This window comes from Olsenella intestinalis, assembly GCF_023276655.1.
GTDB classification, from domain to species: Bacteria; Actinomycetota; Coriobacteriia; order Coriobacteriales; family Atopobiaceae; genus Olsenella_J; species Olsenella_J intestinalis.
In genome coordinates, this window is the sequence record NZ_JALGRK010000001.1 from 560,125 (window position 1) to 581,344 (window position 21,220).

14 protein-coding genes and 3 tRNA genes are annotated in these 21,220 nt (G+C 67.6%); 6 read left to right on the plus strand and 11 right to left on the minus strand.

The window, feature by feature from the left end:
- The first annotated feature begins 11 nt into the window (after positions 1-11).
- Positions 12-3,053: an ATP-binding response regulator gene (locus M5D76_RS02165; RefSeq protein WP_248921749.1), complete on the plus strand. Its 3,042-nt coding sequence runs from the start codon at positions 12-14 to the stop codon at positions 3,051-3,053.
- On the opposite strand, the gene M5D76_RS02170 is transcribed toward M5D76_RS02165, so the two are convergent.
- The 7 genes from M5D76_RS02170 to M5D76_RS02200 all read right to left on the minus strand — a co-directional run bounded on the left by M5D76_RS02170 (position 3,050) and on the right by M5D76_RS02200 (position 14,917).
- Positions 3,050-4,945 carry an adenine deaminase gene (locus M5D76_RS02170; protein ID WP_248921750.1) on the minus strand — a complete coding sequence of 632 codons (1,896 nt, stop codon included), beginning with the start codon at positions 4,943-4,945 and terminating at the stop codon, positions 3,050-3,052. The two genes, M5D76_RS02165 and M5D76_RS02170, sit on opposite strands and share 4 nt — an antisense overlap.
- Before the next feature lie 183 nt (positions 4,946-5,128).
- Positions 5,129-7,090, minus strand: coding sequence for a Stk1 family PASTA domain-containing Ser/Thr kinase (gene pknB / locus M5D76_RS02175; protein ID WP_248921751.1), 1,962 nt, complete (start codon positions 7,088-7,090; stop codon positions 5,129-5,131).
- Between the two features lie 73 nt (positions 7,091-7,163).
- A complete protein-coding gene (locus M5D76_RS02180) occupies positions 7,164-10,016 on the minus strand; it encodes an FtsW/RodA/SpoVE family cell cycle protein (protein WP_248921752.1) in 2,853 nt (950 codons plus the stop codon).
- 1 nt (position 10,017) lies between these two features.
- Positions 10,018-11,322, minus strand: a complete 1,305-nt coding sequence (locus tag M5D76_RS02185; RefSeq protein ID WP_248921753.1) for a Stp1/IreP family PP2C-type Ser/Thr phosphatase — start codon at positions 11,320-11,322, stop codon at positions 10,018-10,020.
- Positions 11,319-11,732, minus strand: a complete 414-nt coding sequence (locus M5D76_RS02190) for an FHA domain-containing protein (RefSeq protein ID WP_248921754.1) — start codon at positions 11,730-11,732, stop codon at positions 11,319-11,321. Before M5D76_RS02190 ends, M5D76_RS02185 begins: the two co-directional genes overlap by 4 nt.
- 1 nt (position 11,733) lies before the next feature.
- Positions 11,734-13,014 (minus strand): FhaA domain-containing protein, encoded by a 1,281-nt coding sequence (locus M5D76_RS02195; RefSeq protein ID WP_248921755.1) that lies wholly within the window; start codon positions 13,012-13,014, stop codon positions 11,734-11,736.
- Positions 13,001-14,917, minus strand: a complete 1,917-nt coding sequence (locus tag M5D76_RS02200; protein WP_248921756.1) for a serine/threonine-protein kinase — start codon at positions 14,915-14,917, stop codon at positions 13,001-13,003. Before M5D76_RS02200 ends, M5D76_RS02195 begins: the two co-directional genes overlap by 14 nt.
- Positions 14,918-15,145: 228 nt before the next feature.
- Between M5D76_RS02200 and M5D76_RS02205 the strand changes: the two genes are divergently transcribed.
- A tRNA-Leu gene (locus M5D76_RS02205) sits at positions 15,146-15,232 on the plus strand.
- Positions 15,233-15,339: 107 nt separating this feature from the next.
- Here M5D76_RS02205 and M5D76_RS02210 read toward each other — a convergent pair.
- Positions 15,340-15,558: a DUF6724 family protein gene (locus M5D76_RS02210; protein WP_248921757.1), complete on the minus strand. Its 219-nt coding sequence runs from the start codon at positions 15,556-15,558 to the stop codon at positions 15,340-15,342.
- 120 nt (positions 15,559-15,678) lie between these two features.
- Between M5D76_RS02210 and serS the strand changes: the two genes are divergently transcribed.
- Both serS and M5D76_RS02220 read left to right on the plus strand, forming a co-directional pair.
- Entirely contained in the window at positions 15,679-16,965 is a 1,287-nt protein-coding gene (gene serS, locus M5D76_RS02215; protein WP_248921758.1) for a serine--tRNA ligase, read from the plus strand.
- Positions 16,966-17,122: 157 nt separating this feature from the next.
- The gene (locus M5D76_RS02220; RefSeq protein ID WP_248921759.1) at positions 17,123-17,488 is read left to right on the plus strand and encodes a hypothetical protein; all 366 of its coding nucleotides are present in this window, start codon (positions 17,123-17,125) and stop codon (positions 17,486-17,488) included.
- Positions 17,489-17,581: 93 nt separating this feature from the next.
- Here M5D76_RS02220 and M5D76_RS02225 read toward each other — a convergent pair.
- The 3 genes from M5D76_RS02225 to gluQRS all read right to left on the minus strand — a co-directional run bounded on the left by M5D76_RS02225 (position 17,582) and on the right by gluQRS (position 19,053).
- Positions 17,582-17,658: transfer RNA gene (locus M5D76_RS02225), tRNA-Arg, on the minus strand.
- A gap of 263 nt (positions 17,659-17,921) precedes the next feature.
- Positions 17,922-18,012, minus strand: a tRNA-Ser gene (locus tag M5D76_RS02230).
- An 81-nt stretch (positions 18,013-18,093) separates the two neighbouring features.
- Entirely contained in the window at positions 18,094-19,053 is a 960-nt protein-coding gene (gene gluQRS, locus M5D76_RS02235; RefSeq protein ID WP_248921760.1) for a tRNA glutamyl-Q(34) synthetase GluQRS, read from the minus strand.
- 284 nt (positions 19,054-19,337) lie between these two features.
- Here gluQRS and arcC point away from each other — a divergent pair, with 284 nt between their 5' ends.
- Together arcC and M5D76_RS02245 are read left to right on the plus strand one after the other, a co-directional pair.
- Entirely contained in the window at positions 19,338-20,297 is a 960-nt protein-coding gene (arcC, locus tag M5D76_RS02240; RefSeq protein WP_248921761.1) for a carbamate kinase, read from the plus strand.
- Positions 20,298-20,506: 209 nt separating this feature from the next.
- The gene (locus tag M5D76_RS02245) at positions 20,507-21,169 is read left to right on the plus strand and encodes a hypothetical protein (protein WP_248921762.1); all 663 of its coding nucleotides are present in this window, start codon (positions 20,507-20,509) and stop codon (positions 21,167-21,169) included.
- Positions 21,170-21,220: the final 51 nt, after the last annotated feature.

Genomic DNA, 21,220 nt, shown 5'->3' on the forward strand with positions numbered 1-21,220 from the left:
GAGCTCGTCCCGTGCAGACCGAACAAGCCACAGGGCCCCGAGGCGGCCTCACGCGCTACCTCTCGTCTCTCAACGTCTGGGCGCTCTCGCTCGGCTGCATCGTGGGCTGGGGCGCCTTCGTCATGCCGGGCGTGCAGCTGCTGCCCATGGCGGGTCCCCTCGGGACCGTCATCGCCCTCGCCATCGGCGCGGCCGCCATGTGCGTCGTCGCCTTCAACATCCAGGCCATGGCGAAGCGCTACCCCGACTCGGGCGGCGCCTTCACCTACACCAAGCGCGTCTTCGGCTACGACCACTCCTTCCTCTGCTCGTGGTCGCTCGTCCTCGCCTACATCTCGATCATCTGGGCCAACGCGACGGCCCTCATCCTCATCGCCCGCTACCTCCTCGGCCCCGTCCTGCAGTTCGGCTTCAGCTACAAGGTCGCCGGCTACGACGTCTACCTCGGCGAGATCATCGTCACGATCTGCGTCCTGGTCCTCTTCGGCTACCTGACCACCAAGCGCAAGCGCGTCGTGAAGACGCTCAACACCATCTTCGCCCTCGTCCTGCTCCTCGGCACCGTCGCCTGCTTCGTCGGCGTGCTCGTGCTCTCCCATGCCACGCCGCTCACCTTCGAGCCGCGCCTCTCGCCCCTTGACGACCCCGTCAGCGGCATCGTGGGCATCGTGGCGATTGCGCCCTGGGCCTTCATCGGCTTCGAGTCGGTCTCCCATGCCGTGGGCGAGATCACCTTCTCGCCCCGCCGCCTCCTGCGCCCCCTCGTGCTCGCCATCCTCGCCGGCGCCGCAATCTACGTCATGACCTCGCTCATCTCGGTCGTGGCCACGCCCGCGGTCTACGGCTCCTGGGTCGACTACATGCTCGACCTCGGAAACCTTCAGGCCCTCGTCGGCCTTCCCGTCTTCCACGCCGTTCGCGTCACCATGGGCGAGGGCGGCCTCATGCTGCTCGCCGCGACCGTCTTCTCGGCCATCGCCACGAGCCTCATCGGGCTCAACCGTGCCGCGAGCCGCCTCATCTACCACATCGCCGACGACGGCCTGCTGCCTCCCTGGCTCGCCCGCACCGACGACGACGGCGTCCCCAAGAACGCGATCGTCTTCGTCGTGGGCGCCTCGCTCGTCGCACCCTTCGTCGGCCGCGCCGCCATCGGCTGGATCGTCGACGTCACCACCGTCGCCGCCTCCATCGCCTACGCCTACGTCTCGGCCTGCGCGCTGCGCACCGCCCGAGAAGAGCACAGGCCCTTCTCGGCCGTCATGGCCGTCCTCGGCATCGTCCTGTCGGCCGCGTTCTTCATCCACCCGCTCATCCCCAACTTCTGGAACATCTCCGTCCTCGCGCCCGAGTCCTACCTCATCCTCGCGGCCTGGTGCATCCTCGGCCTCGGCTTCTTCCGCATCATCTTCCAGCGCGACCGGCGCGGCCGCTTCGGCCACTCCACGATCGTGTGGATGGTCATGCTGTCGCTCATCTTCTTCTCGTCGACCATGTGGGTCCGCCAGTCCACGCACACCGCCGCCGAGCAGACCGTCGCCGAGGTCGACGCCTTCTACCGCAAGGAGCACAGCGACCACGGCCTCAAGCTGACCGAGCGCGAGCTCACCGACGAGGCCCTCTTCCTCCAGCAGGAGACCGAGGCCATCCGCTCCTCGCACCTCAGCAGCTACCTCGTCCAGGTCGTCCTCCTCGTCGCCAGCCTCGCGATCATGTTCAGCATCTACTCGCTCATGCGCCGCCGCGAGCGCGAGACCGACACGCGCCGCCTCGCCGCCGAGCAGACCTCGCGCGCCAAGACCATCTTCCTCTCCAACATGTCGCACGACATCCGCACGCCCATGAACGCGATCATCGGCTACACCAACATCGCGCGCCGCGACTCGCTCACCCTGCCCGAGGTCCGCTCCTACCTCGACAAGATCGACTCCTCGAGCAAGCACCTGCTCAGCCTCATCAACGACGTCCTCGAGATGAGCCGCGTCGAGAGCGGCAAGATGGAGCTCGTCGCCTCCGAGTGCGACCTCACGTCCGTCATGGGCGACGTCCGCGACATGTTCAGCGAGCAAATGGCCGAGAAGAGCATAGCCTTCGTCGTCGACGCCACCGACGTCCGCGACCCTCACGTGCTGTGCGACGCGAGCCGCCTCGACCGCGTCCTGCTCAACCTCGTGAGCAACGCCTACAAGTTCACGCCCGAGGGCGGCTCGGTCACCGTCACGCTCTCCCAGATCGGCCGCGCCCACGAGGGTCGCGCCCGCTTCGAGGTCCGCGTGCGCGACACGGGCATCGGCATGAGCGAGGAGTTCGCCCGCCGCGTCTTCGAGCCCTTCGAGCGCGAGCAGACCAGCACCGTGAGCGGCGTCGAGGGCACGGGCCTCGGCATGGCGATCACCAAGAGCATCGTCGACCTCATGGGCGGCACGATCGACGTGACGACCGCGCCCGGCAAGGGCACCGAGTTCGTCGTCGAGCTCGACCTCGAGCTTGCGCCTGAGCCCGACCTCGCCATGGCTCCCGCCGAGGCGTCCGCGAGCGCGCCCACGGACTTCTCCGGCAGGCGCGTCCTGCTCGTGGAGGACAACGAGATCAACCGCGACATCGCGACGCTTATCCTGCGCGACCTTGGCTTTGAGGTCGAGAGCGCCGAGAACGGACGCATTGCGCTCGACGCGATGGCCGCGGCAGAGCCGGGCCACTTCGACGTGGTCCTCATGGACGTGCAGATGCCCGTCATGGACGGCTTCGAGGCGACCCGCGCCATCCGCGCCCTCGACGACCCCGTGCGTGCGGCCGTGCCGATCGTGGCCGTCACGGCCAACGTCTTCGTGGAGGACGTCCAGGTCGCGCTCGACGCCGGCATGGACGCCCATCTGCCCAAGCCGCTCGACGTCCCCATGCTCGTCGACGTCCTGGGCGAGCTGCTCGACGGCCGCGGCGCCGCAAGGGAGGCCGCGGGAGAAGAGCACCCCGCCTCGCATGACGCGAACCGGGGTGTGGCAGGGTCTTCCGTTGTTGCCTCCGACGAGGCCTTGCGCACGCCGTCGGACTAGGCCTCGATCAGCGGCTCCATCTCGAAGCTGACGCAGTTCACGTAGCCGCGGTTGGTGAGGCGCAGCTCCGGCACGCAGGCGAGCGACGTGATGCCCATCGTCATGAACGGCGACGGCATCGTGCAGCCAAGGTCGCGCCAGGCCTGCTCGACCTTGGCGACCTGCGCGGCCACGTCGTCCACGTGCCCCGTGCCCATGAGGCCGCACACGGGAAGCTCCACGAGGGCGACCACCTTGCCGTCGGCGACGGCGACCTCGCCGCCCTCGCACTCGAGCAGCGTCTTCGCAGCGAGCGCCATGTCCTCGTCGTTGTCGCCCATGACCAGCAGGTTGTGGGCGTCGTGGCTCACGGTCTGCGCGAACGCGCCGTGGATGCCGAAGCCCTTTACGAAGCCGAAGGAGTGGACGCCGTCCGTCCCGTGGTGACGGTCGAACACGCACATCTTGAGGATGTCGCCCTCCTTGTCGGCCACGATCAGGCCGTCCTTGACGGGCACGTCGAGCACGAGGTCGTCGGTCACGGTCGCGCCCGACTCGGCGCCAAGCACGCGCACGCGGGCGGTCCCGTCGGGAAGCGTCGCCGAGATGTCCACGCCCTTCTCGGCGAGCGCCTCGGCGCAGGTCTTGCCGTTGGGGACCGACACGCCAAGTCGGGCGTCGGCCAGCGCGGGGATCTCGAAGGTCTCGGGCGTGGGTTCGAAGCCCAGGTTCATCGTGTGCGTCATCCAGTCGGGCCAGGCATAGGGCTCGGGGTCGAAGCAGGGCTTGCCGTCCTTGGCCACGACGTCGCCGTCGATCATGACGAGGCGCGCGTTGAAGTCGCGCAGGTCGTCGAAGAGCACGAGGTCGGCGCACTGGCCCGGCGTGAGTGAGCCCATCTCGCGGCCGAGGCCGAAGTACTGCGCGCAGTTGATGGTGCACATCTGCAGGGCGCGCACGGGGTCGAGGCCGAGCGCGACGGCCTCACGCAGCACGCGGTCGAGGTGGCCGTCGCTCACGAGCGTGTTGGGGTGGCAGTCGTCGGTGCACAGGAGGCAGTGCGAGGTGTCCATGCCGCTCTCGATGAGCTGCGGCAGGTACTCGGGCATGCTGAGCCATGCCGAGCCGAAGCGCAGCTGGACGTAGACGCCCATGCGCAGCTCGGTCTGGACGTCCTTCCAGGTGTTGCACTCGTGGTCCGAGGTGACGCCCGCGGCCACGTAGGCCGAGAGCTTGTCGGAGTGGTTGCCCAGCGGCAGGTGGCCGGTCACCACGTGGTCGGCCTTGAGGGTCTCGCCGATCTCGTCGAGCAGGTTCTCGTCGGCCGCGAAGACGCCCGGGAAGTTCATCATCTCGCCGAGCGCGACGACGTCGTCCCACTGCATCGACTCGGCGATGTCGGCCGCATCGATGGTGGCGCCGGTGTCCTCCACGTCGTGCACCGCCGGCACGCACGACGGCGGCGTCATCATCGCCTTGAGCGGCGAGCTCTTGTCGTCGAACATGCAACGGGTGCCCTTGAGCCCGCGGACGTTGCCCACCTCGTGCGGGTCCGCGAAGATCGCCGTGGTGCCGCGCGGCACGACGGCGCGGCCGTACTCGCCCACGCCGATCATCGAGCTCTCTACGTGGATGTGGCTGTCCATGAGGCCCGGCGACGCAAAGAGGCCCGTCGCGTCGATCACCTTGGTGTCCGGCCCGATGCAGCGGTCGGCCGTGTGGTGCCCGATGCCGAGAAAAGCGACGCGTCCGCAGCCGATGGCGATGTCGGTGTCCGGGAGGATCTCGCCGGTGGCGACGCTCACGTAGTTGGCGTGCTTGATGACCACGTCGGCCGGCCTCTGGCCGAGCGCGATGCGAACGAGCTCCTTGTTGCACTCCCACAGGGGCGTCTTGCAGAACGTGTTAAGCATCTCTCTCCTCGTGTTCTCGGGTGCCGCTCTTCGGCTTCGATGGTAGCGCCGCGCGGGCGCGTGCTACCCGTTTCGAAACATGCGCGTCACGCCCTGCCAGACTTATCTCACGCGCGGGCGTCTGCGCGTACAAGAGGGGGCGCCGCAGCGCGGCGCCCCCGGACGTGGTGCATGGCGCGGGGGCTAGCTCTGGGTGCCCCCGTTGTTGGACGGCGTGGTGCCGCCGCTCGTTCCGCCGCCGCTCGACGGATCCTTGCCGGCCGAGACGGTGATCGTCACGGTCGTGCCCTTGTCGGCCGTGCCCGTGACGGACTGGCTGATGACGACGCCCTCGGCGACGGTGCTGCTGTAGTCGTAGCCCACGCTCACGCCGAAGCCGCTGTTGCGCAGCGCGGCGCTCGCGCTCGACTCGGTCTCGCCGACGACGGAGGGGACGGTCACCTGGGCGGAGCCGGAGGAGACGGTCAGCGTGATGGTCGAGCCCTTCTCGGCCTTGCCGGTGGGGGACTGGCTGATGACGTAGCCCTTGTCGACCGAGTTGCTCTCGGAGTAGCTGACCTTGACGGCGAAGCCCGCGCCCTCGAGCGCGGAGCGCGCCTCCTGCTCGCCGTAGCCCGCCACGTTCGGGACGTCGACGCTCTCGACGCCCTTGGAGAGCTGGTAGGTGATCGTGTCGCCCGCCTTGGCGGAGGAGCCGGCGCGCGGGGACTGCTTGGCGATCTTGCCGTTCTCGACCTCGCTGTCGTAGACGGAGTCACCGGCCTGCGCGACGAGGCCCACCTTGGTGAGGGCGGCCTGCGCCTCGCTCGGGGTCATGCCCTTGAGGTCAGGCACGGTCACCGTGGCCGCGGGCTGCTGTCCCTTGGAGATGACGAGGTTGATCTGGGTGCCCTTGGAGACGTTGCGGTTGGGGTCGGGGTCCTGGTCGATGACGAGGCCCTTGGCCACGGTCGAGGAGTATTCCTCCTTGACGGAGCCCCTCTGGAAGAAGCCGCTCTTGTCGATCTCGGAGAGCGCCTGCTCCTGGGTCAGGTTGAGGAGGTTCGGCACCGCCTTCGTGGCGGAGTTGCCCACCATCGAGTAGACGGCGAAGGCGATCGTGGCGATCGCGATGAGGCCGATGACGATGGTCGCGGCGAGGCGACCCTTGCGCTTCTTGGCCTTCTGGGCTTCCTCCTCCTGCGCCTTCTCGGTCGCGGTCTGGGGTCTGATGCGGCCGGTGCCGTCGACGCGGGGCATGTTCTGGGTGGAGGAGATCGGGGTGATCGGGGTCGTGACCGGCGCAGCGGCGGGCGTGAGCATCGCCGTGGCGTTGCTCACTGCGGCGAGTCGGCCGGAGAGGTAGTCGCGCAGCACGTGATAGAGCTCGTCGGCCGTCTGGAAGCGGTCGGCGGGGTCCTTCTGCATGCACTTGAGGATGATCGACTCGAGCGCCGCGTCCACGGCCGGGTTGACCTGGCTGGGCGGGACGGGCTGCTCGTTGACCTGCTTGAGAGCGACCGAGATGGCGTCGTCGCCGTCGAAGGGGACCTTGCCCGTGGCGGCCTCGTACATGACGATGCCGAGGGAGTAGATGTCGGTGGTGGGGCCGAGGTCCTTGCCCTGGGTCTGCTCGGGGGAGACGTAGTGGGCAGTGCCCAGGACGGAGTTGTCCTGCGTGAGGTGGCTGTTCTTTGCGCGGGCGATGCCGAAGTCCATCACCTTGATGTTGCCGTCGGGCTGCACCATGATGTTCTGCGGCTTGATGTCGCGGTGGATGATGTCGTGGCGATGCGCGACCGAGAGCGCCTGGGCGATCTGCGAGCCGATCTGCGCGACCTTCTTGCCGTCGAGGGCGCCATGCTTGCGGATGCCGCTCTTGAGGTCGGTGCCGCGGAGGAACTCCATGGCGATGTAGTAGGTGTCGCCGTCCTTGCCCCAGTCGTAGACCGCCACGATGTAGGGGCTCTGCAGCGCGGCGGCTGCCTGGGCCTCCTGCTTGAAGCGCGCGGCGAACGAGGGGTCGGCGGCATACTGCGGCAGCATCGTCTTGATCGCGACGGTGCGCCCGAGCACCTCGTCGAGACCGCGGTAGACGATGGCCATGCCACCCGTTCCGATCTTGTCCTGAACCGTGTAGCGGCCACCCAAAACTCTGTCTGACATCGTCTCTCCCATCTCAATCGCGGTCTCCCGCGAGCAGTACACGTACATGCCCGGCATGCGGGCTCTTCTCGCCCTAGGCGGCAGCCCCCATCGCCTGGACGCTCAGGCAGGCGGAAAGCACCCTGCCTGCCACGGATGCGGCCTCGCCCACGTCCTCTCCCTCAAGGCAGATGGAGATGGCGAGGGTCGGCTGGTCGTAGGGGGCGAATCCCACGAAGAGCGAGTTGGACACGGTCTCGCTGACCTCGGCCGTGCCCGTCTTGCCGGCGACCTTGACGCCGGGGACTCCCGCGGCCGTGCCCGTGCCGCTCTCGACGACGGCGAGCATGGCCTCCTTCACGCTCTGCGCCGTGGCCGACGAGACGGCCTGGCCGAGCGACTTGGGCTGCGTGGTGTGGGTCGTGGCGCCCTCGGGCGAGAGGACGTGGCCCACGACGTAGGGGTTCATGGCGATTCCGCCGTTGGCGATCGCAGCCGCCATGACGGCGTTCTGCATGACCGTGGCCTGCGGGCCGGCGGGGGAGGCGTGCTGGCCGACGGGCTGACCGCAGGCCGCCCAGGCCGTCTCCCACTCGGTCATCTCCTCGGGCTTGGGCATGACCGACGCCTGGCAGGAGAAGTCCTGGCCGAGGTTGGTGCCGTAGCCGAAGGCGCGCGCGTAGCTCACGAGGGCGTTGGGCCCGACCTCGCCGCCGACGACGCCGAAGACGGTGTTGGCCGACTCGGCGAGGGCGTCCTTGAGGCTGAGCTGCGACCACTCCTCGTTGTCGATGTTGGTGACCGGGGCGCCGCCGACCTGGATCTGCGCGGGCGCGGGGTAGGGCGTGTCGAGCGTCGCCTTGTTGGTGTCGAGGGCGGCGGCGAGCGTCACGGTCTTGAAGGTGGAGCCCGGCGTGTAGAGGGTCTGGGTCGTGCGGTCCACGAGGTTGCCGGTGCTGCCGGTCATCGAGGCGCCGATGTCGTCGTAGTCGAAGGTGGGGTTGGAGGCCTTGGCAAGCACGGCGCCCGTCGTCGGGTCGAGCACGACGATCGCGCCCGTGTAGCTTGCGAGCACGTCCTCGACGGCGCGCTGCATCTGTGCGTTGAGGGTGAGCACGACGCTTGCGCCCGGCGACTCGATGCCGGCCATGGCGTTGAGCGCGCTCATCCAGCTGGAGTAGTCGGAGTGGCCCGTGAGGGTCTCGTTGAAGGCGGCCTCGACGCCCGTCGCGCCGTAGCGCGTGGACAGGTAGCCCACGGTGTGGGTCGCCACGTTGCCGAGCGGGTAGTTGCGGACGTAGGTGCCGTCGTCGGCGCGGGTGCTCTCGGCGAGGGTGGCGCCGTCGGAGGTGATGATGGCGCCGCGCTGGACCTTGGCCGACTTGGCGATCGTGTGGTTGTTGTTGGGCATGGTCTGGTAGTGCTCGGCCTGGATGACCTGGATGTAGGTGAGGTTGGCGATCAGGAGCGCGAAGGCGACCGTGAAGACGGTCACGAGCGCGACGAGTCGCTTGCCGAGTGCCACGCGGCCCAGCACGCCGGACTCGGCGGTGTTGAGCGAGAAGCGCCCGCGGGCGTGGGCGCCCTGCACGACGGCGCGACCGCGCCCGCCGCCGGCGGCGTGGGTGTAGGTCGCGGTCTGGGGCGTGGCGGCGTTCTCGATCTGGGCGCCGTGGCCGGTGCCCTCGTCGCCGGTCTTGAGCAGGAGGCCCACGATGATGAAGCTCGCGAGAAGCGAGCTGCCGCCCTGGCTCATGAAGGGCAGGGTGACGCCCGTGAGGGGCAGCAGCCTCGTGGTGCCGCCCACGATGAGGAAGGCCTGGAACGCGATGGCCACGGTGAGGCCGGCCGCGGTGAAGGCCGCGATGTCGGTCTTCGCGCGCGCCGCGGTCACGAAGCCGCGCACGGCGAAGAGCATGTAGCAGATGAGGATCGCCGAGCCACCAAGGAGGCCAAGCTCTTCTCCCATGGCCGGGAAGATGAAGTCGGACTCGACCACGGGGATGAGGGTGGGCAGGCCCTTGCCGATGCCCGTTCCGAAGAGCTTGCCGTCGGCGAGCGAGAAGAGCGACTGCACGATCTGGAGGCCCTTGTTGGACGCGTCGGCAAACGGGTCGAGCCAGATCTGGATGCGGACCTGGACGTGCGAGAAGAGCATGTAGCAGGCCACGCCGCCGATGACGAGCAGCGCGACGGAGAAGATCACGTAGCTCACGCGTCCCGTGCAGACGTAGATCATCACCACGAAGAAGGTGAAGAAGAGCAGGGCCGAGCCGAGGTCGCGCTCGAAGATGACGAGCAAAAGCGAGATGCCCCACATGACGAGCAGCGGCGCGAGCATCTTGGGCCTCGGCAGGGCGAGCGGGCCGATCCTGCGGGTGGACGCCGAGAGGAGCTCGCGATTCTCGGCGAGGTAGGACGCCAGGAACAGGACGATGAGGATCTTGGCGAGCTCGCCGGGCTGGAAGGAGAAGGGCCCGAACGAGAGCCAGAGCTTGGAGCCGCCGTGCTCGGTGCCGATGACCATGGGCAGAAGCAGCAGGATCACGCCGGCGATGCCCATGGTGAACTTGTACTCGGCGAGCTTGTCGACCGAGGGCACGAGGGCCAGGGTGAGTATCATGGCCGCGACCGAGACGAAGAGCCAGATCACCTGGCCGAGCGCGAGGTCGGGCGCGAGCCTCGTCACGAACGCGATGCCGATGCCCGAGAGCAGGAAGACGATGGGCAGGATCGCCGGGTCGGCGCCGGGCGCGAACTTGCGGGTCGCGACGTGGGCGAGGGCGAACGACGCGGTGAGCCCGATGGGCACGGCGAGGGTCGTCAGGTTGAGCTCGACCGACATGTTCATGAGGTACATGACGTAGAGGACGAACACGGGGACGGCCGCCGCGATGAAGAGGGCGAGCTCGGTGTTGCGCCTGGTGTTTGCCTGGTGCGTCGGCATGCTACTCACCCGCCTCGTTGTCGCCTCGCACGAGCGAGGGCGCGGGCACGGCCGGGGTGCCGGGCGCCTGGTCGGACTGGGACGTGGCCTGGGAGCCGTCGATGCCGGCGGTCGAGCGGTCGGCCGCGACTGCGGCGGAGCTCTTGTCGGAGTTGATCTGGTCGCGGTAGCTCTCGACGGTCTTGCGCGCCTCGTTCTCGCTTGCGGCGGGGAGGCCGCGCTTGAGGCTCTCCTGCGTGTTCATGGGCAGGTCGGTGATCGAGACCGAGGTCGCCTCCTCGAGGTGCGAGAGCGGAATCCCCAGGAAGTGCTCGTTGATGCCCTGGTAGATTCCCACGGTGCCGTTGTTGTTTCCGAGGTACCACGAGCTGTTGATGTAAATCGCGCCGAACGCGGTCATGATGGCCAGGATCACGAGTGCGAGGATGAGCGCCGAGAGGAGCTTGCGCCGGCGCAGCTGGCGGTGCGCCTCCACGACGCCGTCGTCGAGCACGTCGACGACCACGACGGTCACGTTGTCGTGCCCGCCGCCCTCGAGCGCCGCGGCGACGAGGTTGTCTGCGGCGGCGTGCGGCGTCGCGCTGGAGACGGCGACGGCCTCGATCTCGGAGTCCTCCACCATCGAGGAGAGGCCGTCCGAGCAGATGATGATGCGGTCGCCGGTGGTCACCTCGAGCGTGAAGTGGTCGGCGTACATGTCGGGGTCGGACCCGAGCGCGCGCGTGATGATGGAGCGCGACGGGTGGACGCGGGCCTCGTCGGCCGTGATCTCGCCGGCGTCGACGAGCTCCTCGACGTAGGAGTGGTCGTGCGTGAGGCGCACGAGCGTGCCCGCGTGCAGCAGGTAGATGCGCGAGTCGCCCACGTGGGCGATGGCCATCTTGTTCTTCTCGATGTGGACGCAGCTGGCGGTGCAGCCCATGCCGGGCTTGCCCTTGCCTGCGCGTGCGCCCTCGATCACCTCGGCGTTGGCGGCCTCGACGGCGGCGCCGAGAAGGACGTCGTCGGCGTGGAGCGGTGCCCTCTTGCCGATGGTCTCGACGGCGATGGAGCTCGCCACCTCGCCCGCGGCATGGCCTCCCATGCCGTCGCAGACGGCGAAGACGGGCGGCTGGACGAGGAAGGAGTCCTCGTTGTGGGTGCGCACGAGGCCGATGTCGGTGCGGGCGCCCCACGAGAGGGTCTCGTTGGTGCCGTTCTTCGCGTCGGTGCCGGCGCGATTCTCGACCGCGACGGTGTCGTGGCCGGGGCTGTTGACCGGCTCGTCGGCGCTGCGGTTGTGCCTATGGAGGGAGAACGGCTTCATCGGCGACTCACGCGCATTACGGCGTCACCGATCTGGACCTCGTCGCCGTCACGCAGGGTGACCGGCTGCGAGATGCCGTGGCCGTTGACAAGGGTGCCGTTGGTCGACTGAAGGTCCTCGAGGACGAGGGCCGGTCCCTGGAGGGTGAAGCGAGCGTGGGTCGCCGAGACGAAGGGCTCGTCGATCACGATGTCCGAGGACGGGGAGCGCCCCACGACGACGGGGCCGAGCATGTCCACGTGAAGGCCGCGGAGCTCGCGCGAGCCCTTCTCGACGTCGACAGACCAGATCGCGGCGTCCTTGCGCTGGCCGCGGACGAGTCCGACGCCGGTGCGCATGACCGCGAAGAGGAAGGCGTAGAGCAGGACGACAAGCGCGATGCGACCTGCAAAGAGGACGAGGTCGATCATGCTAGTTCCTCCTGAACTCGAGGTTCATGAGTCCGATGGTGATGAGGTCGCCGTCCTGCAGGACGCAGGAGTCGACGTCGACGTCGTTCACCATGGTTCCGTTCGTGGAGCCGAGGTCGCTGATGGTCCAGTTGCGGCCGTCGAAGGTGAGCTCGGCGTGGTGACGGCTCACGTTGGGGTCGCGCAGGACGATGCCGTGCGGCGTGCGCTCGCGGCCGATGACCGTGGCAGGCGCGTTTCCGGTGTAGGTGCGGCCGGTCTGATGGTCGATGAGCAGGCAGGTCGGCACGTCGATGGGCTGGCCCTGGGCGGCCGGGTTGGCGTGGCGCGCGTTCACGAGCGGGACGTTGCGGCGCTGCGTGGCGGGAACCTGCTGCGCGCTCGGCGCGGGGATGGAGACCGGCGCCGGCGTGGGGGCCGGCGTGGGCGACATCATGATCGAGTCCTCGTAGCCGGAGGGTGCCTGGTAGCGGGGTTCGTCGGTATAGCCGTAGTCCCTGCTTGCCAGGGCGTCGTCGACGACTTCGGGCGGGATGACTCCGAGGCCGGCGGAGTTGTCGGTCGCGGGCGCGGGCGCCGGCTCGGAGGCGTGGCGCGCGTGGGAGGGCATATGGGCGGGCGTCACGGGCGCGAGGTCGTCCTGCGCGAACTCGGCGGCCGAGGCGGGCGCGGGGGCGAACTCGTCGGCGGAGGCCGTCACCACGGGAACGGGCATCGGCTCGCCGGTGCTCGGCACGGCACGCATCTCCTGGATGCCCTGGGCCTGGTGGGGAGCGGAGACGGGGCGCATGGGACGCGCCTGGGCGTCCTCGAAGGGATCCATGTTCTCCTGGCCGACGCCGGCGGCGGCACCGCCGAGGCCCGCGGAGCCGGAGAGGAAGGCCTGCTCCTCGGCGCGCAGGCGCTCGAGGGTCACGGCGTCGACGTTCTCGGCGAAGACAGAGAACTTGCCGCTCTTGAGGGAGGGGTCGACCATGAAGCGTGCGAGGGGCCTGCCGACGAAGACGTAGCCCTTCGACTGGGCGTGGGCCTCGGCGAAGGCGACGATCTCCTCGGTGAGCTGGTCGTAGAGGGGACGCATCGTGTCGTCGTCGGCGGGTGCGACGAGAACCGTGAACAGCGCCGGTGCGGTGTTCACGCCGTCGATGCTGTAGGTCTCGTGCTCCATCTCGCGCAGAGCGCGCTTGGCGAGCTTCTTGAACGAGATGGGCGCGGCGTAGCCCTGGGGCGATGCGCCGAAGGCGTCGCCAACGCGGCTCTCGAAGGTCTTAAGCAGATTCATATGAGTCCTCAACTTCCCTTTCTGCGTGTTGCGGACCACGAATTGCAGTCGTAATGCACAGAATCACACACAAGAGTAGCGCAAGTGCGATTTGTTCCCAGCTGGGGGATAGCCATATACGGCCATTTTCCACTCCGAGTGCCAGTGCGCGGAACATCAAGGCTATCGCACAACAGGCGAGCTGACCGAAGACCGACGAGGTGGTCGTGTCGGCCAGGCGAGTGACGAGCGAGCCCGCGAGCGCGGCGAGGACGCATCCCCCAAGCGTGATCCAGGTCTGCACGTGCGAGAGCGAGGCTGCGAGGAGCGCTGCGGTCTGCTGCGGGTCGAAGGACGCGGAGCTCGAACACATATATATAGTTGCGATGACGAATGACGTGAGGGTCGCCCAGGCCGCGTGGACCGGGCCGAAAACGTAGGCGCAGCAGGCCGGCGCCCCGAGCGGGCTGCCGACGGCCGGGGCGAGCAGGACCGCGGGCGTCGAGAGGCGCTCGCGCACGCCGGACTTCAGCCACCAGACGAGCCAGGTCGCGACCAGCACGACGGGGATCATGAACGAGGCCGCGCTGGGCTCGGAGCCGAGCGCGAGGGCGCAGGCGATCGCGGCGATGACGACGGCAGAACCCGCCGCGGGAACCAATGCGGCGACGGCCGCGGCCGCGAGGGCGAGAAGGGCGTTTCCCGCGAGGCCCGAGGCGAGCCCTGCGCGTTCGGCGAGGCCCGTGGCCGCGAGCACGTAGGGCGTCATCGGGAAGACGCAGGCGAAGGTGGCCGCCGCGGCGACGGTGCGGTCGATGGCCGCGGGAAGCCAGGGGTAGCGGTAGGAGAGGGGCAGGTCCGAGGGGCTCCAGTCGTCCTCCTCGCCCTCGAGGTCGACGTCCTGCGAGACGAGCGAGCGTATCGACGCGGCGCCCTCCTCGGGGTCGCCCATGTCGAAGGTCACCTCGTTCACGAAGGCGTCGACCGACGGCAGGCGCATGGCGGGGTTGGGCTCGAGCGCGCCCATGATGGCCTCCTCGCACATGCCGGAGAGGTCGGGGTCGATCTTGGAGAGCTTGGGCTTGGGGCCGCGCTCGATCTTCTTGAGCGACTCCTCCGCGCTACGCGCGGCAAACGGCGAGGCACCGGTGAGCGCCTGCCAGACGACGACCGCCAGCGAGAAGACGTCGCTCCTCTCGTCCACCATGTCGCCCTCTATCTGCTCGGGAGGCATGTAGCCCACGGTGCCTCCGCGGGCTCCGCCGTATCCGGTGGCGGAGGCGAGCGAGGCCATGCCGAAGTCGCAGAGCTTGATGGTGCCGGCTCGGTTGATGATGATGTTCGACGGCTTGATGTCGAGGTGGAGCACGCCGTTGTCGTGGGCGAACTGCAGCGCCTTGCCGACCGACTGCACGAGGTAGGCGCACTCGTCGCCGGTGAGCGTGCCGCCTTCGACGCGGGCCAGGAACTCGGAGAGGGTGAGGCCGTCGACGTACTCCATCACGAGGTAGGCCGAGGTGCGGTCGACCTCGAAGTCGAACATCGTGACGATGTTGGGGTGCGCGAGCATGCTGGACGTGCGCGCCTCGGCGAGGGCCTCGTCCATGGTCGAGGGGACGGCGCGGGCGACGCCGTCGGGGCCGAGGGCGAGAAGCGGCATGCGCTTGATCGCCACGCGGCGCTGGAGGCGCGTGTCCCAGCAGGTGAGCACCGTGCCGAAGCCCCCGGTGTCGTTGGCGCTCATGACGCGGTAGCGGCCGAGCAGGAGGTCGTCGTCGCTCGCGCGGGGCGTGAGCGGGCGGGTCGCCGCGCCGCGGCCGTAGCCGGGCAGGGGCGTGGGTCCGGCCGTGTAGCCGGGCGCATCCTGCCACGCGTCGTCCTGGCGCATGGTGTTGCTCTGGCTATGCGGGGAGTGTCTGCTCACGAGGGCCCCTGACGTCTGTTCCGGTGCGTTTCATCTGCGTGTGTGCGCGTGGGGCGCGGCTCGCACGAACGTGCGTGCGCCCCCATTCTAACGCGCGGGGCGTCGTTGGTCACGCGGTTGCGGCGCAGGTGGGCGGCTGGGGTGCGCGAGCGCGTTGGGTCGGATTGTGGAGGCGGGAAAGATTTGCGTTGCGCGGCGCGCGCGGTTAGTAGTAGAATCCTGTCTCACGCGGGCGTGGCGGAATTGGCAGACGCGTACGGTTCAGGTCCGTATGAGAGCAATCTCATGAAGGTTCAAGTCCTTTCGCCCGCACCAAGCATATGAGAGCGCCCCCGGGAGACCGGGGGCGCTTTTTGTTTGGGTCGCGCTTTGCCTGCGCGCACGGGTGATTGCCTGCGAAGGGGCAGGCTCTTCTCGGCGGGCTAGCCCTTCTTGGCGGAGTCGGCGTCCTCGTCGGCATCATCGTCGTCGAAGAGGCTCCAGTCGTCCTCGCCCTTGGCGTGCTCCTTGTACTTCATGCGGGTCCTACGCTCGAGGACGATCGCGATGACCAGGAACAGGACGATGCCTCCCACCACGAGGGCGAGCACGCCAGCCCTGGTGCCGAACAGCCATGAGAAGAACGAGGAGACAGCCTCCATGCGATGCCCTTTCTGTTGCGTTGTCGTCTGAGTGGGGCGTTTGCCGTGCACAAGTATATACTTGATGGGCAAATTCGCGGCAGGCCAGAGGCCGCGCAGCCGATACTGAGGGGAAGCAAGATGCTCGACATCAAGTTCGTACGCGAGAATCCCGACGCCGTGGACAAGTCCTGCGAGTCCAGGCAGAACGCGCACTGGGACCGCGAGAGGTTCTTCGAGCTCGACGAGGAGCGCCGCTCGACCATCGCCGAGGTGGAGAAGCTCCAGGCCGACCGCAACGCGATCTCGAAGCAGATCGGCCAGCTCATGCGCGAGGGCAAGAAGGACGAGGCCGAGGCCGCCAAGGCCAAGGTGACCGCCAACAAGGAGCGCATCGCCGAGCTGGGCGAGAAGCGTACGGACGTCGAGCAGCAGCTCTTCGACCTCGTGGCCGCCATCCCCAACATCCCGCACGAGTCGGTTCCCTACGGCAAGGACGACTCCGACAACCCCGAGGTGCGCAAGTGGGGCGAGCCCACGCAGTTCGACTTCGAGCCCAAGGCCCACTGGGACCTGGGCCCGACCACCGGCATGATCGACTTCGACCGCGGCGTCAAGCTCGCGGGCAGCCGCTTCTACCTGCTGGGCGGCAACGGCGCCCTCATGGAGCGCGCGCTCATCAACTTCTTCATCGACCAGCACGTCAAGGCCGGCTTCAAGGAGTGGATGCCTCCCGTCATCACCAACCCCGAGTCGCTGTTCGGCACGGGCCAGCTCCCCAAGTTCGAGGAGGACCTCTTCCACGTCTCCGGCGGCATGTACCTCATCCCGACGGCCGAGGTCATGCTCACCAACATCCACCGCGACGAGACCCTCGACGCCTCGCAGCTGCCGCTGCTCTACACGGCCTTCACCCCGTGCTTCCGCGAGGAGGCGGGCTCTGCCGGCCGTGACACCCGCGGCATCATCCGCGTGCACCAGTTCGACAAGGTCGAGATGGTCAAGTTCGCCAAGCCCGAGGACTCCATGAACCAGCTCGAGTCCATGGTCGCGGAGGCCGAGAAGTGCCTCCAGCTGCTTGGGCTTCCGTACCACGTGGTCACCCTCTGCACCGGCGACATTGGCTTCTCGGCCACCAAGTGCTACGACCTCGAGGTCTGGCTGCCGAGCTACAACGCCTACAAGGAGATCTCCTCCTGCTCCAACTGCTGGGACTTCCAGGCGCGCCGCGCCAACATCAAGTACAAGGACCCCTCCGAGTTCAAGGGTTCGCGCTACGTGCACACCCTCAACGGCTCCGGCCTCGCCGTGGGCCGCACCATGGCCGCCATTATGGAGAACTACCAGAACGCCGATGGCTCCATCACGGTGCCCGAGGTGCTTCGCCCCTACATGCGTGGCCTCGAGGTCATCAAGCCCGAGGCGTAGTGGCCGCCTGATCGTTGCTCTTTCGGGGCGCGTGCGACGAGGTCATGCGCGCCCCTTCGTTTACCGAGGCATTGTGCCGCACATCGAACACGTGTTCTATTAGTATGAGGGACGGGGTAGGATGAGGGAAAGCCGAAGGACTGCGAGGGGAGGCGGCATGGAAGACGAGGCGCTTGACGTCAGGGTGCTCTGTCGCACCGAGGATGGGGGAGAGATGCGTCGCGTCGACCTGCTTCTCTCCGACGAGCTTGCCATTGTGCGCGAGCGCACGAGCGGCCCCATGACGATGGCCGTCTTCGGCACCCATGCGCATGCCCACGAGGTGCGCCTGCACGCCGTCGAGGCGGATGCTGCGGCCGACGCGGCGGGATGCGAGTACGTGGAGGATCTTGTCGAGGGGTTCTTCGGGGGCGGGGAGGCGACCCTGCTCGACTTCGAGGATTGGATGAGCGAGCGGAACCTGGACTTTGGCTACGTCTCGCGGATGGGTGACGTGATCGCCTTCAGGCCCACGTCCGCCTAGCGCCCGTCCATCTGTTTCGCGCCTTGGAGACGCCCTTCTGAGCAAGGGCGTTCTTGCATAAAAAAAGAGCCCCGAAGGGGCTCGAAGATTCAGTGGTGCGGCGTACAGGATTCGAACCTGTGACGTTCTGATTCGTAGTCAGACCCTCTATCCAGCTGAGGTAACGCCGCGTTGCAGTAATTAAAATGCCACTCTTGGGGAGGTGCGTCAAGCGTGAAATTGAAAAAAGTGAAGGCGATTTCAGACTCCTGCATACAAGCTGGTGTTTTGTGAATTGTGGAGCCTGAAGTTCAATCCTCCGTCACACTTCGCGCAAAGACGTCTCCACCACGATGGTGACGCGAGCTCAAAAAGAGGGGGACCGACTGAGTCGATCCCCCTCTATCTCTACGTTGGTCATCCGGTCGCTTGGCGTGGATCCAACGGTGCGCTCTGGCGGAGAGCTGGGGATTCGAACCCCAGATAGTCTTTGGGACTATACTCGCTTAGCAGGCGAGCACCTTCGGCCTCTCGGTCAGCTCTCCAAAGTGTGCTTACGAATGATACATCACAAGTCGCTCGTACCACAACATCAACGAAAGAATGTGGAATTCACCTGTCAGGCGTCAGGCCCTTGCGATGACGATGTCGTCCCGGTGGCTGCGGACCGCGTCCCACGAGAAGCGCTCCACGAACTCCTGGGCGCTCACGGGCTCGCCCCTCTCTGCCAGCCCGAGCGGCTCGGCAAGCCGGCCGATGATCTTCTCGGGCGTCTCGCCCGCTTCGCGCAGGGCACCGAGGTCGCAGTCGCGGTCGCGCTTGGCGAGGCGCCTCCCGTCGGGAGCGACCAGCAGGGGCACGTGTCCGTAGGTTGGGGGAGTGAATCCGAGCAGGTGCGCGATGTATATCTGGCGTGCCGACGACGAGAGCAGGTCGCGCCCGCGCACCACCTGGTTGACGCCCATGAGGCAGTCGTCGACCACGACGGCCAGCTGGTAGGCGATCACGCCGTCGCTGCGCCTCACGAGGAAGTCGCCACAGTCGCGTGCGAGCACCTCGTGCTGGGGACCCCATCCGAGGTCGTCGAAGTCGATGGCGCCGAGCGCGTCTGCGGGCTCGGGCACCTTGAGGCGCGTCGCGGCGGGCCGGGTCTCGAGCCGCTTCGCGATCTGCTCCTCGCCAAGGCCGCGGCACGTCCCCTGATATATATAGACGCCGTCGGAGGCGTGCGGTGCGCTCGCGGCGTGCAGCTCGGCGCGCGTGCAGAAGCAGGGGTAGGTCAGCCCCAGACCCTTGAGCCGCTCGAGCGCCTCGAGGTAGACCTCGCCTCGGTCGCTCTGGCGGATCGGGCCCTCGTCCCAGTCGAGGCCGAGCCACGCGAGGTCGTCGATGATCTGGCGAGCCAGCTCGGGGTCCTTCGTGCGCGGGTCGAGGTCCTCGATCCTCAGGACCATGCGCCCGCCCGTGCTGCGGGCAGACGCCCACGCCACGAGAGACGAGAAGGCGTTGCCGAGGTGCATGCGTCCCGAGGGCGAGGGGGCGAAGCGTCCGGTGATCTGTTGGGTGGTCTCACTCATGGCTGACATGGTAGCGCTCCGTCGCTTCCGCCCGTCTCTCCCGTGGCGTCCGGCGTCCGCCGCAGGCCCAAAAAAGTATGCTGGGAGGAAATTGCGCCGTATTGGATAAAGTCAGAATCTCATGCAGAATAGAGAAATAATCGAGGCATCTACCTTTGGGAACATAAAAATGACCGTTCGTAGAATCCAATAAAACCGCGACACTTGCTTCATCTCTGGAGTATAGTTTTAGCCTTGTTGGAAGGGCGGCCCGCGCCGCCTGCATGGTTTGATTCACCCGAAGGAGAGAGAACATGTCTTACGGCAAGCCCAACCGTGTCGTAATCGCCCTCGGCGGCAACGCCCTCGGCGACACCCCCGAGGAGCAGATCGAGCGCGTCCGCGCCGCTGCCCCCACGCTGCTCAAGGTCATCGAGCAGGGTAACGAGATCATCATCACCCACGGCAACGGCCCGCAGGTCGGCATGATCCAGAAGGCCTTCACCTTCGCCAACCAGACCGACTCCAAGATCCCGAGCATGGACCTCCCCGAGTGCGGCGCCATGTCCCAGGGCTACATCGGCTACCACCTGCAGCAGGCTATCGGCGCTGCCATGCACAAGGAGTACAAGCGCTGGCACGTCGCCTCCGTCGTCACCCAGATCGAGGTCGACCCCGAGGATCCCGCGTTCCAGAACCCCACCAAGCCCATCGGCGCCTTCCTCACCAAGGAGCAGGCTGACGCTGAGAAGGCCGCCCACCCCGACATGCAGTTCGTCGAGGACTCCGGCCGTGGCTACCGTCGCGTCGTCGCCTCTCCCCAGCCCAAGAAGATCGTCGAGTACGAGAGCATCCTGAACCTCCTCGACAACGAGTTCATCGTCATCGCCTGCGGTGGCGGCGGCATCCCCGTCATCCGCGACTACTCCGACAAGGGCACCTACAAGGGCGTCGCGGCCGTCATCGACAAGGACATGGGCGGCGAGCTCCTCGCTGAGGACTGCCACGCCGACACCCTCGTCCTCCTCACCGCTGTCGACCACGTTGCCATCAACTTCGGCAAGCCCAACCAGGAGGACCTCGTCGACGTCTCCGTCGAGGAGGCTCGTCGCTACGTCGAGGAGGGCCAGTTCGGCAAGGGCTCCATGGAGCCCAAGGTCATGGCCGGCATCAAGTTCGCCGAGTCCCGCCCGGGCCGCACCTGCATCATCGGCTCCCTCGAGAAGGCCGCCGAGGCCATGGCCGGCCTCTCCGGCACCCGCATCCACGCCTAGCAGACCCGGGCCCAGCCCGATCCGCCAGACGCGAGAGCGAAAGCTCAACCAAGCCTGCGACGCATCGCCGTCGCGGGCTTTTTCTTGTGCCGCGCAACGCGCCGGCCGCAACGGATATATATAGTTGGAACCACGCTCGCCTCGGGCACCGCCTGGGCGAGAAGAGCCTGAACCACAAGGCGCACGGGCGCCTTCGCAAGGAGAGTCGCATGTACGAGAGCACCAACCAGACGGACCCCGACTTCACGCTCGGCACGCCCGAGCTCGTCTGCCGCTGGAGGCTGTCATCCTGCGCACTCCCGCTCGAGAACCGTCACCTCCGTGCGCTCAAGGGCCGCACCCTTCCGCGAGGCATGGTCTCAACCGAGCTCGTGGCCTGGGCGAAGCAGCACATCGAGTGGACGCTCACCGACGGCGCGGCCGACCACCCCGACGGCGTGCTCATGATCGTCGTCGATGACCACGGCAGGGCCGCCATGTCCGTGGGTCCCTTCGAGCCCCTCGAGTCGACGCGCCTCTCTGCGCTCCTCGGCCGCGTCGACCTCGCGGCGCGCGAGGCCGCCGAGACCGGCGTCGCGCCCGAGTCGCTCTGGGTGAAGACCGACGAGGGCCTCCTGTGGGGGCTCGACGAGGCATGCGTCCCCTCCGGGTCGGCGTCGCTCGTCGAGGACCTCGCCCGCACCGTCGGCTTCACGGTCCGTCGCGCCCCGGGCCTTCTCGACGACGTCCGCAGCAAGCGCCTCCGCATCGACGAGGCCTTCCTCGTCTCCGACGAGTTCGGCGTCGTCGTCCCTGAGGACTGCGCCGGGGAGGCGGGCGCGCGCTTCGCCGAGGGCTACCAGAAGCTGCTCGACAAGATGGCTTCAAAGTAAGTGCGACGCCCGCGCGGGCGCGGCTTCCGTACGAGAAAAAAGTAACTTCGG

Coding starts and splice junctions, on each gene's coding strand:
- arcC (WP_248921761.1), top strand. CDS start 19,338: ATGTCTTACGGCAAGCCCAACCGTGTCGTAATCGCCCTCGGCGGCAAC.
- gluQRS (WP_248921760.1), bottom strand. CDS start 19,053: ATGTCAGCCATGAGTGAGACCACCCAACAGATCACCGGACGCTTCGCC.
- M5D76_RS02180 (WP_248921752.1), bottom strand. CDS start 10,016: ATGCCGACGCACCAGGCAAACACCAGGCGCAACACCGAGCTCGCCCTC.
- M5D76_RS02185 (WP_248921753.1), bottom strand. CDS start 11,322: ATGAAGCCGTTCTCCCTCCATAGGCACAACCGCAGCGCCGACGAGCCG.
- serS (WP_248921758.1), top strand. CDS start 15,679: ATGCTCGACATCAAGTTCGTACGCGAGAATCCCGACGCCGTGGACAAG.
- M5D76_RS02210 (WP_248921757.1), bottom strand. CDS start 15,558: ATGGAGGCTGTCTCCTCGTTCTTCTCATGGCTGTTCGGCACCAGGGCT.
- M5D76_RS02245 (WP_248921762.1), top strand. CDS start 20,507: ATGTACGAGAGCACCAACCAGACGGACCCCGACTTCACGCTCGGCACG.
- M5D76_RS02170 (WP_248921750.1), bottom strand. CDS start 4,945: ATGCTTAACACGTTCTGCAAGACGCCCCTGTGGGAGTGCAACAAGGAG.
- pknB (WP_248921751.1), bottom strand. CDS start 7,090: ATGTCAGACAGAGTTTTGGGTGGCCGCTACACGGTTCAGGACAAGATC.
- M5D76_RS02195 (WP_248921755.1), bottom strand. CDS start 13,014: ATGAATCTGCTTAAGACCTTCGAGAGCCGCGTTGGCGACGCCTTCGGC.
- M5D76_RS02220 (WP_248921759.1), top strand. CDS start 17,123: ATGGAAGACGAGGCGCTTGACGTCAGGGTGCTCTGTCGCACCGAGGAT.
- M5D76_RS02190 (WP_248921754.1), bottom strand. CDS start 11,732: ATGATCGACCTCGTCCTCTTTGCAGGTCGCATCGCGCTTGTCGTCCTG.